The 12676-nt window shown below is 66.0% G+C and carries 13 protein-coding genes and 1 tRNA gene; 9 read left to right on the top strand and 5 right to left on the bottom strand.

What is annotated here, in order from left to right:
* Positions 1-60: 60 nt before the first annotated feature.
* Entirely contained in the window at positions 61-1329 is a 1269-nt protein-coding gene (gene mtaB, locus P0645_RS10615) for a tRNA (N(6)-L-threonylcarbamoyladenosine(37)-C(2))-methylthiotransferase MtaB (protein WP_284164550.1), read from the bottom strand.
* Entirely contained in the window at positions 1326-2165 is an 840-nt protein-coding gene (gene dapF / locus P0645_RS10610) for a diaminopimelate epimerase (RefSeq protein WP_284164549.1), read from the bottom strand. Before dapF ends, mtaB begins: the two co-directional genes overlap by 4 nt.
* Positions 2166-2260: 95 nt before the next feature.
* Here dapF and P0645_RS10605 point away from each other — a divergent pair.
* Positions 2261-2336: transfer RNA gene (locus tag P0645_RS10605), tRNA-Lys, on the top strand.
* A 254-nt stretch (positions 2337-2590) separates the two neighbouring features.
* Here P0645_RS10605 and P0645_RS10600 read toward each other — a convergent pair.
* Positions 2591-3283: a hypothetical protein gene (locus P0645_RS10600; protein ID WP_284164548.1), complete on the bottom strand. Its 693-nt coding sequence runs from the start codon at positions 3281-3283 to the stop codon at positions 2591-2593.
* A 98-nt stretch (positions 3284-3381) separates the two neighbouring features.
* Positions 3382-4287, bottom strand: coding sequence for an FAD-dependent thymidylate synthase (gene thyX / locus P0645_RS10595; RefSeq protein WP_284164547.1), 906 nt, complete (start codon positions 4285-4287; stop codon positions 3382-3384).
* 142 nt (positions 4288-4429) lie between these two features.
* On the opposite strand from thyX, the gene P0645_RS10590 reads away from it, so the two are divergent.
* The 3 genes from P0645_RS10590 to P0645_RS10580 are packed head-to-tail and all read left to right on the top strand — an operon-like array spanning position 4430 to position 6230.
* Complete coding sequence (locus P0645_RS10590; protein ID WP_284164546.1) at positions 4430-4858, top strand: VOC family protein; 429 nt, start codon at positions 4430-4432, stop codon at positions 4856-4858.
* Positions 4825-5523 carry a DUF1194 domain-containing protein gene (locus tag P0645_RS10585; RefSeq protein WP_284164822.1) on the top strand — a complete coding sequence of 233 codons (699 nt, stop codon included), beginning with the start codon at positions 4825-4827 and terminating at the stop codon, positions 5521-5523. Before P0645_RS10590 ends, P0645_RS10585 begins: the two co-directional genes overlap by 34 nt.
* Positions 5520-6230: a DUF1287 domain-containing protein gene (locus P0645_RS10580; RefSeq protein WP_284164545.1), complete on the top strand. Its 711-nt coding sequence runs from the start codon at positions 5520-5522 to the stop codon at positions 6228-6230. Before P0645_RS10585 ends, P0645_RS10580 begins: the two co-directional genes overlap by 4 nt.
* A gap of 261 nt (positions 6231-6491) precedes the next feature.
* On the opposite strand, the gene P0645_RS10575 is transcribed toward P0645_RS10580, so the two are convergent.
* The gene (locus P0645_RS10575; RefSeq protein WP_284164544.1) at positions 6492-6665 is read right to left on the bottom strand and encodes a DUF1674 domain-containing protein; all 174 of its coding nucleotides are present in this window, start codon (positions 6663-6665) and stop codon (positions 6492-6494) included.
* Positions 6666-6736: 71 nt separating this feature from the next.
* Here P0645_RS10575 and P0645_RS10570 point away from each other — a divergent pair, with 71 nt between their 5' ends.
* The 5 genes from P0645_RS10570 to P0645_RS10550 all read left to right on the top strand — a co-directional run bounded on the left by P0645_RS10570 (position 6737) and on the right by P0645_RS10550 (position 12585).
* Positions 6737-8032: an RsmB/NOP family class I SAM-dependent RNA methyltransferase gene (locus P0645_RS10570; RefSeq protein WP_284164543.1), complete on the top strand. Its 1296-nt coding sequence runs from the start codon at positions 6737-6739 to the stop codon at positions 8030-8032.
* Positions 8033-8185: 153 nt separating this feature from the next.
* Entirely contained in the window at positions 8186-9904 is a 1719-nt protein-coding gene (locus P0645_RS10565) for a heparinase II/III family protein (protein WP_284164821.1), read from the top strand.
* Complete coding sequence (gene purH / locus P0645_RS10560) at positions 9901-11514, top strand: bifunctional phosphoribosylaminoimidazolecarboxamide formyltransferase/IMP cyclohydrolase (RefSeq protein ID WP_284164542.1); 1614 nt, start codon at positions 9901-9903, stop codon at positions 11512-11514. Before P0645_RS10565 ends, purH begins: the two co-directional genes overlap by 4 nt.
* 3 nt (positions 11515-11517) lie before the next feature.
* Complete coding sequence (lspA, locus tag P0645_RS10555; protein ID WP_284164541.1) at positions 11518-11988, top strand: signal peptidase II; 471 nt, start codon at positions 11518-11520, stop codon at positions 11986-11988.
* A gap of 51 nt (positions 11989-12039) precedes the next feature.
* A complete protein-coding gene (locus P0645_RS10550; RefSeq protein ID WP_284164540.1) occupies positions 12040-12585 on the top strand; it encodes a DUF3035 domain-containing protein in 546 nt (181 codons plus the stop codon).
* Positions 12586-12676 lie beyond the last annotated feature (91 nt).

Raw genomic sequence — 12676 nt, 5'->3', positions numbered from 1 at the left:
TCGCCTGCGCCCTGTCACCCGTTGAATTGTCCCGGTGACAATCGTCAGGTTTCCGGCCGGTCAGGCGGTCAGCCGCGCATCGTCATGACCGGTGACGCGCACTTCAACGATCCGGCCTTCGGGCTGATCGCTTCCGAAGCTGACCTCGGTGAACTGCTCGGTGCGGCCGATGCGCGCGCCTTCCATCAGGACGCGGTGCATCCGCCCGACTTCGGCCGCCAGATGGCGGGCCAGCGCTACCTCGCCCGCCGCCCTGAGCCGCGCGGCGCGGTCGCGAATCTCCGGCCCCCTGACCTGCGGCATCCGCGCGGCAGGCGTGCCCTTACGCGGACTGAAGGGGAAGACATGCAGGAAGGTCAGGTCACAGTCTCCAACAAGCTTCAGCGAGTTCTCGAACATCGCCTCGGTCTCGGTCGGAAAGCCCGCGATGATGTCGGCGCCGAAGATGATGTCGGGGCGGAGCCGCCGGGCCTCCTCGCAAAACCGGATCGCATCGTCGCGCAGATGGCGGCGCTTCATCCGTTTCAGGATCATGTCGTCGCCCGCCTGCAGCGACAGATGCAGGTGCGGCATCAGGCGCGGCTCGGTCGCGATCGCCAGCATCAGGTTGTCGTCAGCCTCGATGGAGTCGATTGACGAGATGCGCAGGCGGGGAAGGTCCGGCACCAGCCGCAGGATGCGCATCACCAGATCGCCGAGGCGCGGCGCCCCCGGCAGATCGGCGCCCCAGCTGGTCAGATCGACGCCGGTCAGCACCACCTCAAGGAACCCCTTGTCCACAAGCCGCCTGATCTGTTCGACGACGACCCCCGCCGGGACCGAGCGGGAATTGCCCCGCCCGTAGGGGATGATGCAGAAGGTGCAGCGATGGTCGCAGCCGTTCTGGACCTGCACATAGGCCCGGTGCCTCCCGAACCCGTCGATCAGGTGACCGGCGGTTTCCCTGACCGACATGATATCGTCGACCATCACTTTCTCGGTCACACCGATCAGGTCGGGCGCCTTTAGCCCGGCCCCAAGACCGACCCAGGTTTCAGCCTGCATCTTTTCATGGTTGCCGATCACCCGCGTGACCTCGGGCATCGCCGCGAAGGTCTCGGGTTCCGTCTGCGCCGCGCACCCCGTCACGATCACCGGCGCACCGGGATTGTCCCGCGCCAGACGGCGGATTTCCTGCTTGGCTTTCCTCACCGCCTCGGCCGTCACCGCGCAGGTGTTCACCACGACCGCGCCCTCGACGCCCGCCGCCGCCGCAAGTTCCTTCATCGCTTCGGTCTCGTAGGCATTCAGCCTGCAGCCGAGCGTCGAAAAGACCGGCGGCGCGCTCATCCCGCGCGCTTCACGAAATCAGCAGACAGGACCCCTTCGAACACCAGCGCCGTCGGCCCCGCCATCCAGACGCCATCTTCGCGCCAGTCGATCTCCAGGACCCCGCCGTCGAGGTCGAGCGTGACCTTGCGGCCCGTCATCCCCTTCAGATGCGCGGCAACCGCCGTCGCGCAGGCGCCCGAGCCACATGCAAGCGTCACGCCCGCCCCGCGTTCCCAGACCCGCATGCGCAGCCGGTCGGGGCCGGTCAGCGTGGCGAACTCGACATTCGTGCCCTGCGGGTAGAGCGCGTCTTTCTCATAGCGCGGACCGTCCTTCGCCGGGTCGGTGGCAGCCGCATCCGGCACGAAGAACACGCAATGCGGATTGCCCATGCCGACCGCGACCGGCAGGCCCGGCAAGGGCAGGTGCAGCGGATCGACAGCGCGGGCCAGCGGGATATCTTCCCAGCCCAGTTGCGGCGTGCCCATGTTCACCTCGACCATGCCGTCCGCCCGCCGCCGGGCGGCGAGCAGCCCGCGCGCGGTGTGAAAGCTGGTCTCGGCCTTGCCGCTTTCGGCCATCATCCGGTCGGCCACGCAGCGCGAGGCATTGCCGCAGGCCTCGGCGCGGCTGCCATCGGCATTCCAGAAATCCAGCGTGAAATCCGCGCCCTCGCCCGCCCGGATCTCGGCCAGCTGGTCGAAGCCCACGCCCCGGTTGCGGTCGCCAAGCGCGCGCGCCAGCGCCGCCGTGGTCACAGGCGCCCGCCCCCGTGAATCGATGATCACGAAGTCATTCCCCGCCCCGTGCATCTTGACGAAGCGCAGGGCCTCTGGCGCAGCATTATCCTTCATGCCCCGCGATATACGCGCGGGCGGAAGATTCTGCCAGTGCTCCTGCTTTTGCCCTTGACCACCCCCCGCCCCCTCCCTAAAGAAGCGCCCGTGTTGGGCCCGTAGCTCAGTTGGTAGAGCAACTGACTTTTAATCAGTGGGTCACAGGTTCGAATCCTGTCGGGCTCACCACTGATCCTCCTGAAAAGACGAGAGAATGGCGCGGATGTCGGTGCGTGCCCGGGGTCAAGGGCCGTGGCGGCGGCGCGGATTTGTCGTTGTAGGCCGGGGTTCACCCCGGCACGAGGGAGGAGGCCGCGTGATCCCGTAGGGCGGGGTTCACCCCGCCAATCCGAACATATGCGGCAAGGGCGCGTCGGACGATGCGGACAGGCGGTGTGCGATGGGTCGCGGTGATGCCGGGGTGAACCCCGGCCTACTGCTTGCTAGTAATTGAGCCATTTTGGCGTTGGCTCGGCCACCCCAGACAGAGTAATCGACACAATTGTATCTTCCTTGGGATTGTCAAAGCTATTTCTATACGGAAGTTCTGCGCTAATATTAAACTCAAAAGAGTCGCTGTTGTTAGACGGGAAACGCATCTCATTCTCAAATACTGTAATTTGAGAAAGTTCTGGTCGAATACTTCGAGCGGGATAGTGCTTCGAACCACTTTCAATTTCGACATCAAAGCGAGTCAATCTAAACTCTCCTTCCTCAAATTTCCAAATGGCCTGTAGAACAGCCGAATCATCTGAGTAGATCAAGGTTCCCAATTCACCAAGCTTTCCAGGATTCTGAACGTTTCTCGGACCAAATCTACAAGAAACGAATATCTCTTCTGGCGCAACACTATCGACCTTTAACTCTTCAATAGTGCGCGGCACCTCGCGCCAAACACAGAAAAAGACAGTCGCAGGAGTTTTTATATCAGACAAGAGTGAGCCATAAACTTTCTGTGCCAAAATTTCAGCTTCACCGGGCTTTTCGGAAGCTTTCAACGGGTAAGTTTTCAACTCGTTGCCGCCATTGAAGTCGTGGATTAACCTAGCAAGGGCAGCGTCCTCCGCGCTTAACTTTGCAGGGAGAAATGCCAGAGCCAAAATAATCGTCGCGCAATGCGTCGAGAATTTTCGCATCATATGTCTCCACTAGGCTCCATTTGGAAGGGAGCGTTCCTGCATGTCAAATCGCTCGGGCGCTTACGGGCGCATCGCTCCACGGGTTCATTCACTCATCACCCCCAAATCTCCACAAACTCCCGCCACTCGCCCTTGCTCATGCCGGAGGCCTCTTGCGTCACCTTCTCACCCTTAAGGCGACGTTTCAACACCTCGATCGCCTTGCCCGACAGCGTCGCACCGCCCAGCCGATAATCCTCGAACGCGCCATAGGCCAAGGGCACCCAGTCCCTGACGATCCGGCACATCACCTCGGCATAGACGCGGATTTCGTACTGGGCGTGGGCGTCGGCGCGGAGCCTGAGGAAGTGGAAGAGGTTGTGCAGGTCGACCTTCCAGTACCATTGGGTATAGACGTTGGCGGGCAGGTTCATCCGGGCCAGTTCGCGCGCGAGGCCCTTCTGGCCGTCCTGGCTCAGCATCGCCTCGTAATGGTCGTAGGACCGCATCGCATCCTCGCGCAGGATGTCGAGGACGCGCGCCGCCTCCTCGCCCTCCAGCATCTCGCCCCGGCCCTGGTTGTTGACCGTCGATTGCGCGGCAAGGTTTTCCGGCGCGGGGATGTAGAATTCGCGGTCGAGGATCGAATAGCGCGCGGAATATTCGTTCACGTTCGCGGTGCGGTGGCGGATCCACTGGCGGGCGACGAAGACGGGGAGTTTGACGTGGAACTTCACTTCGCACATCTCGAACGGGGTCGAGTGCCAGTGGCGCATCAGGTAGCGGATCAGCCCCTCGTCATTCTGCACCGCCTTGGTGCCGCGGCCATAGCTGACGCGGGCGGCCTGGGTGATGGCGGCATCATCGCCCATATAGTCGATGACGCGGACCAGCCCGTGATCCAGCACCTCGTGCGGGACGTAGAGGTGTTTCTCCATCCCCTCGGACGTGGCCCGCAGGGTCGGGCGGGTCTGGGCGCGGGCCTCGGCGATCTCGGCCATCTGGTCTGGGGTGAGAGTCATCGGGGCCTCCTGCGTTTCGAATCGCTGACCACTATATCTGCGCAAGCGGGCGGGGGTAGTCCGCAATCTGTCGTGGTCGACGATGGGATTGGGAATTTCCGGGCGCTGGGTTAGGCTGGCGGCAGATCAGCGGAGGAGTGGCATGGCGATACGCTATCTGCATACGATGGTGCGGGTTCTGGACCTGGACCGCTCGATGGCCTTTTACCGGCTTCTCGGGCTGGAGGAGACGCGGCGGTATGAGAACGAGGGCGGGCGCTTCACGCTGGTCTTCATGGCGCCGCCGGGGCAGGCGGAGTGCCCGGTCGAGCTGACCTTCAACTGGGACGGCGACGACGGCCTGCCATCCGACGGCCGCCATTTCGGCCATCTTGCCTATGAGGTCGACGATATCTACGCGACCTGCGCCCATCTGATGGCCAGTGGCGTCACGATCAACCGGCCGCCCCGCGACGGGCGCATGGCCTTCGTCCGCTCGCCCGACAATGTCTCGGTGGAGCTTCTGCAGAAGGGGGCGGCCAAGGCGCCGGCGGAACCCTGGGCAAGCATGGGCAATACGGGGCACTGGTAGCCCTACTTCTGGCCGGTCCGGCGGCGGCGGAGTGCCGGCTGGCACTGGCCTTGGGCTTTGACGTGTCGCGCTCGGTCGATGCGCGCGACTACGAAATCCAGCGCGACGGCCTGATCGCCGCACTTCAGGCGCCCGAGATCCGCGATGCCTTCCTCGCCCCGCCCGACCATGTCACCTTCGCGCTTTATGAATGGAGCGGCCAGAAGGACCAGCGGGTGATCGTGCCCTGGACGCGGGTCATGGGGCCAGACGACCTTGACCGGATCGTCGCGACCCTACTGGCGCATGAACGCGGGCCGGAACGTCAGGCGACCGCGCTTGGCCGCGCGCTGACCTTCGGGCGCGGTGTGCTGGCGGAAGCGGAACCTTGCGCGACCCGGACGCTCGATATTTCCGGCGACGGCCAGAACAATGACGGCCCCTCCCCGGCGCGCACCTATGCGACGGTCGACTTCGACGGCATCACCGTGAACGGCCTCGCCATCGGCGACCATGAGCGCGGGATATTCGACTATTACGAACGCGAGGTGATCAGCGGCCCCGGCGCCTTCGTCGTGGCCTCGCCAGCGCAAAGCGATTTTCCGCGCGCGATCCGCCGGAAACTGGAAAAGGAACTGTCGGTGCGCCTTCTGGGCAGTCTTCCGGGAACGGAGCGGGGCGGATGACCGGACGGGTACTGATCCTGCTCGCCGTCGCGCTGGCTGTCTTGGCGGCTCTGCGCGACCCGTGGCGGGCGAAGGTCGCGGGCCAAGCGGTCATCGCGCGCATCGCCGCGCCGCACCCGCCCGCGCCCGCCGCGACCGACCTGCCGGTGCCCTCACCGATCGCCGGGGCGATCCTTGCTGCCGCCGAACGGCAGATCGGTGTGACCTTGGGCTACGATCCGGCCTATGTCGCCATCGCCTTTCCGGGCGGCGATGTGCCTGCGGAAACCGGCGTCTGCAGCGATGTGGTGATCCGGGCGCTGCGCGAGGGCCTCGGCCTCGACCTGCAGCTTGCCGTCAATCGCGACATGAAGCGCGCCTTCGCGGCCTACCCCGCGCTCTGGGGTCTTACCCGGCCCGATCCGAACATCGACCACCGCCGCGTGCCCAACCTCGAGACGATCTTCACCCGCGTCGGCGCGGCACTGCCCCTGTCCAGCGATCCGGCCAGCTACCAGCCCGGCGATATCGTCAGCTGGCGCCTGCCTGGAAACCGACCGCACATCGGCGTTGTCAGCCGCTCTCCAGCGCCGGACGGCACGCCGATGATCGTGCATAATATCGGCGCCGGCACGCGGATCGACGACATTCTCTTCCGGTTCGAGATCGCGGGCCATTACCGGCTGACCGACAAGGCGCTCGCAAGTCTTGGTCTTGGCGCCCGCTAGATCGGAGCGAGGCTTGCAGGAGGCGAGACGGTGGCGGACAGCATGACCTCTGACAGTGCCATGGCTCATCGACGCGCCGGTCAAGGGCGAGTGCTGCCGCTTGCTTGTCGAGAAGGCGCCGGTCGCCGAACTGCGTCCGCACACCATCGTCGTGATTGACAGCCTCAGTGGCCATAGGGCCCCTGCCGTAGGTCGGGCGATCCTCGCAACCGGGGCGAAGCGGCCATACGTGCCGACCCGCGGACCGCTTGCCAATTCCGGTCAGAAATCGACCGCTATCCCCTTCTTTTCCCAGTCGCCGAAACGGACCGGTTCCGGCCCGTCGCGGCCGCCGAGTTCGGGGGGCGGGGCGGGCTTGACGGTTGCCCTGCGGCGCGCCTCGGCCTCGGCCAGCGCGCGGGCGGCGGCAGGAGGCAGGTCGTCTCGGTCACTCATCGCCGCTCTCCCGGCTTGTGGGGATGTCGGGGCTGATATAGGCCGAAGCATCTGTCTGGGAAAGGTCGCGCGTGGTCAAGAACACGAGGGATGAGGAGTGCAGCGCGAGGGCGGCAGCGGTCGGGCTGATGCTTGGCGTGACCGAGGGGCGGCTTGCGCTCAGCGATCAGATTGCCTCGGGTGCGCTCGATCCCCTTGACGGGCCGGGCCGGGCCCGGGCCCAGCGGCTGGCGCTGGCGACGCTGCGCAACCTCGGGCCGGTCGACGCGATTCTGAAGACGTTCGTCCGCAAGCCCCCGCCTGCGGAAGTACGCGCGATCCTGCGGCTGGCCGCCTGTGAACTCCTCGCTGAAGGTGCCGCCGCCCATGGGGTGGTGAACGAGGCGGTCGCCTTGACCCGGACAGCGGGGCGGAAAGCCGAGGGTTTCACGGGTCTGGTGAATGCGGTCCTGCGCAAGGTCGCGGCGCTGCCACCGGAGAGCCTGGCACCGAAGCCCGCGCAGGAACTGCCCGGCTGGCTGCGCGGACGGCTGATGTCGGCCTGGGGCAAGGCGGCCACGCAAGCGATGGAGGCGGCGCATGCCAGGGGCGCGCCGCTCGACCTGACGCCGAAGGACGGCGATGCCGCGGCGCTGGCCGCGCGGGTCGGCGGTGTCGCGCTGCCGACCGGGTCGGTCAGGATCACAGGGCCGGTGCAGGTGTCGGACCTGCCCGGTTTCGCCTCAGGCGACTGGTGGGTGCAGGATGCGGCCGCCGCCCTGCCGGCGCGGGCGCTTGGCACGCGAGCGGGGGAACATGTGCTCGACCTTTGCGCGGCGCCCGGCGGCAAGACGATGCAGATGGCGGCGACCGGGGCGGAGGTCACCGCGCTTGATCTTTCAGCCGCGCGGATGGCGCGGCTTGAGGAAAATCTTGCGCGCTGCGGCCTGTCGGCCCGGACGGTCGTCGCGGATGCGCTGGAATGGCAGCCCGAGGCGCCGTTCGATGCGATCCTCCTCGACGCGCCCTGTTCGGCGACCGGCACGATCCGGCGCCATCCCGACCTGCCCTTCGTGAAAGACAGCGCCGGCCTGAAGGAGATCTTCGCCCTGCAGGCCGCCCTTCTTGATCGCGCACTGGGCTGGCTTGCCCCGGGCGGACGGCTCCTGTTCGCAACCTGCTCACTCCTGCCAGAAGAAGGGGAGAAACAGATCAACGCCGCCCTTGCCCGCCATCCCGGCCTCACCATCGACCGGGCGGCGACAAGGCTGCCGGGGATCGAGGCAGCGTGGGAAAGTACCGAGGGCGGGCTCAGGCTTCGCCCAGACTACTGGCCCGAGCGGGGCGGGATCGACGGGTTCTATCTTGCGTTGCTCCGCCGGTCATGACTGTCGGAGCGCCTTGCGAAGGTGACAGGGGGCGCCGCGCAAACTAAGGTGCGGCGCAACCGGGGGACGGAATCGTCCCCCCGGACCAGACGAAACGAGCGGCAGGCGACGGACGTGACCAAAGGCGCAAGGCCCGGAAGCTATATGAGGGCGATGCACCGCCTGTCGGCGCGGCTCTCGACGCTTGCCCGCCCGGCGACCGGCTTCGTCAGCCAGCCGGAGCCGCGCTCGATCGGGTCCTATGCCAAGGGCAAGCAATTGTCGGCGGGCAACTTCCTCTTCGCCGGTTTCCTGATCGAAAGCCGCGACAAGGCGATCTGGGATATCGCCATCCCCGATCACCGGTTCGAGGACGAATTGCACGGCTTCGCCTGGCTCGACGATCTGGCGGCGGTGGGCGATGCGGTCGCGCGCCAACGGGCGCAGGACTGGACCTTCGGCTGGATCGCGCGTTACGGGCGCGGCTCCGGCCCCGGCTGGACGCCGGACCTCACCGGGCGGCGGCTCATCCGCTGGATCAACCATGCGATCCTTCTGTTGAATGGCCGGGAAAAGCTTGAAACCCGCGCCTATTTCCGCAGCCTCGGCCAGCAGACGATCTTTCTTGCCCGCCGCTGGAAGGTGGCAAGCCCCGGCCTGCCCCGGTTCGAGGCGCTGACCGGGCTCATCTATGCGGGCCTGTCGCTGACCGGGATGGAACGCCATGTCGCCACCGCCTCTGACGCGCTGGCCCGCGAATGCGCGCGCGAGATCGACGCCGAAGGCGGCATCCCGACCCGCAACCCCGAAGAACTGCTGGAGGTCTTCACGCTTCTCTCCTGGGCGGCGCGCGCCCTGACCGAGGCGGGCCGCAAGGTGCCGGACGGACATCGCGCCGCGTTGGACCGGATCGCGCCGACCCTGCGCGCCTTGCGCCATGCCGATGGCGGGCTCGCGCGGTTTCATGGCGGCGGGCGCGGCGCGCCGGGCCTTCTGGATCAGGCGCTGGCCGAGGCCCATGTGCCCTCCCACACCGCGCATGGCATGGCGATGGGGTTCGTGCGGCTGACCGGCGGGCGGACGACGCTGATCCTTGACGGCGCCGCGCCCGCGAAGGGCCGCAGCTCCACCAACGCGCACGCATCGACCCTTGCCTTCGAACTTTGCTCCGGGCGCCGCCCTCTGGTCGTCAGTTGCGGATCGGGCGCCACCTTCGGTGCCGAATGGCGCCGCGCCGGGCGGGCGACCCCGTCGCATTCCACCCTTTGTCTGAAAGGCTTCTCCTCCTCGCGCCTTGGGGTCGAGAAGGACGGGCCGGGCGCACGGGCGGAACTGGACGAAGTGCCCGAACAGGTCTGGGCGCAGGCCGAACAGACGCTGGACGGCATGCGGGTTCTGGCCGGGCACAATGGCTATGCGCCGACCCATGGCATGACGCATCTGCGCGAGTTGCAGCTATCACTCGACGGGCGCGCGCTGAGGGGAGAGGATACGCTTGGTGCAATGACCGGGCCGGACCGGCGGCGCTTCGATCAGGTCATGGAACGCACCCGCTATCAGGGCATCGATTTCGACCTGCGCTTCCATATCCACCCCGATGTGGATGCGACGCTCGACCTTGGCGGCACCGCCGTGTCGATGGCGCTGAAGTCGGGCGAGATCTGGATCTTCCGCCATGACGGGGTGGGCGAACTCAGACTGGAACCTTCGGTCTATCTGGAAGTCGGCCGGCTGAAGCCGCGGGCAACGAAACAGATCGTCCTTTCCGGCACGGTTCTCGATTATGCCTGCCAGTTGGGCTGGACCTTGGCGAAGGCTCAGGATACGCCCGCGGCCATCCGTGACACCGAGCCGGACGACCGTCTGCGCCTGACTTTGGGACCTGAGCCGTGATCAAAGCCCCCTCGACCGAAGCCCCCGACCTTGCCCCGCTGAAACGCGCCCTCCTGTCGGTCTTTGACAAGGCAGGCCTCGTCGATCTTGCACGGGCGCTTCATGCGCGCGGGGTGGAGCTTCTGTCGACCGGCGGGTCGGCGCATCTTCTCAGGCAGGCGGGCCTTCCGGTCCGTGACGTCTCGGATCTGACCGGTTTCCCCGAGATGATGGACGGCCGGGTCAAGACATTGCATCCGATGGTGCATGGCGGGCTTCTGGGCCTGCGCGACAATCCCGACCATACCGATGCGATGGCCGAACATGGCATCCTGCCGATCGACCTTCTGGTGGTGAACCTTTACCCGTTCCAGGAAACCGTTGCGGGCGGCGCCGATTATGCCACCTGCGTCGAGAATATCGACATCGGCGGCCCGGCGATGATCCGGGCGGCGGCGAAGAACCATGCGTTCGTGTCCGTTGTGACCAGCGTCGAGGATTATGCGCCGCTCCTCGCTGAATTGGAGGCGAACGAGGGCCAGACGCGGCTTGCCTTCCGCAAGTCGCTCGCACAGCGGGCCTTTGCCCGTACCGCCACCTATGACGCTGCCGTGTCCAACTGGATGGCCGGTGCGGTTGGCGAGGCCACGCCCCCCGCCCGCGCCTTTGCCGGAACGCTCGCCCAAAGCCTGCGCTATGGCGAGAACCCCCATCAGGGCGCGGCTTTCTACACAGACGGGTCGAACCGTCCCGGCGTTGCCACCGCGAAACAGTGGCAAGGCAAAGAACTGTCCTACAACAATATCAACGACACCGACGCGGCCTATGAACTGGTCAGCGAATTCGACCCGGCCAAGGGCGCGGCCTGCGCGATCATCAAACATGCCAACCCCTGCGGCGTGGCCCAAGGTGCTTCGCTGATCGAGGCCTACCGGCGCGCCTATGACTGCGACCGCACGTCGGCCTTCGGCGGCATCGTGGCGCTGAACCGGCCCTTGGACCGCGCGACGGCCGAGGAAATCTGCCAGATCTTCACCGAGGTCGTGATCGCCCCGGGCGCCGACGAGGCCGCACGCGAGGTATTCGCGGCCAAGAAGAACCTGCGCCTTCTGACCACCGACGCGCTCGCCGATCCGGCGGCGGCGGGGCTGATGGTCAAGCAGGTCGCGGGCGGCTTTCTTGTGCAGGACCGCGACAATGGCTGGCTGGAGCCAGAGGCGCTGAAAGTCGTGACCAAACGCGCGCCCTCGGCGCAGGAAATGGCGGACCTTCTGTTTGCCTGGAAGGTCGCCAAGCATGTGAAGTCGAACGCCATTGTCTATGTGAAGGACGGCGCGACCGTGGGTGTGGGCGCAGGCCAGATGAGCCGGATCGATTCGACCCGCATCGCCGCGCGGAAATCCCAGGACATGGCCGAGGCTTTGGGTCTGCCCGCGCCCCTGACGCAAGGCGCGGTCGTCGCCTCGGACGCCTTCTTCCCCTTCGCCGATGGTCTGATCGCCGCCGCCGAGGCAGGCGCGACCGCGATCATTCAGCCCGGCGGATCGATGCGCGATGCCGATGTGATCGCTGCGGCCGACGAACGCGGCCTCGCCATGGTCTTCACCGGCATGCGGCATTTCCGGCACTGAGCGATGCGACTTCTCCTCACCTCGCTTTTCGCGGCGCTCGCGGTCGATCAGGGCTCGAAACTCTCGATGCTGCATCTGCTCGACCTGGAACGCCGCTTCGAAATCCCGGTCCTGCCGCCCTTCCTCAACTTCCGCATGGCCTGGAACGAAGGGATCAATTTCGGCCTGTTCGCCCAGTCGCACGACCTTGGCCGCTGGCTGCTGATTCTTCTTGCCCTGGCCATATCGGCCTGGGTCTGGCGCTGGGTGCGGCGCGAGCCGGCCAATGCGAAGGTGCAAGTCGCGGGCGGGCTTCTCATCGGCGGGGCGATGGGCAATGTGATCGACCGGCTGGCCTATGGTGCGGTCGTCGACTTTCTCAACATGGGGTTTCCGGGTTTCGACAATCCGTTTTCCTTCAACCTTGCCGATGTCGCGATCTTCCTCGGCGCGATCGGACTCGTTGCTTTTTCCCGTCAGGACAAGACCCCGTGACGGGCGGGATCGGATAGGCTAAGACAGGCGCGTACTGAGACGGAGAAGGTCATGCGGGTGAAACAAGGCATCGTTTGCGGCGCTCTTATGGCTGCGACCCTGCTGTCGGCCTGCGGCCGCGACAAGACGCCCGACCTGATCACTTTCCGCAACAAGTCGCGTAGCCCCGACGAATTCGCGATTCTGCCGACGAAGCCCCTGACCTTGCCGGAAGACCTGGCAAGCCTGCCGGAGCCGACGCCGGGCGGTACCAACATCACCGATCCCACGCCCGAGGCCGACGCGGTCGCGGCCCTCGGCGGCAATCCCGACGCGGTGACGCCGGGCGAGAAGGTCGGCGCGGGCAATCTGGGCCTCATCTCCTACGCCTCGCGCTTCGGGCGTGACGGCAATATCCGCCAGACGCTCGCCGCCGAAGACCTTGACTGGCGCAAGAGCCATGACGGGCGGCTACTGGAACGGATCTTCAACGTGACCGTCTATTTCCGCGCCTACGAGCCGATGTCTCTCGATCAATATGCCGCACTCGCCTACTGGCGGTCGCGCGGCGTGCAGACCGTGGGCGCCCCGCCCGCCGAGGTCGGCAACGCAGAATAGATCGCGGAATAACGCCAACGTGCACAGGCGACACGATTTCCTGACTTGAGCTTGCCGCTTTCGCCCTTAGAACGGACGGCAGGAACTCAGG

This window comes from Frigidibacter sp. SD6-1 (assembly GCF_030143255.1).
Taxonomy (GTDB): domain Bacteria; phylum Pseudomonadota; class Alphaproteobacteria; order Rhodobacterales; family Rhodobacteraceae; genus TMP-24.
The sequence above is the reverse complement of the archived record's forward strand: the minus strand, read 5'-3'. Positions and strand labels throughout refer to the sequence as shown.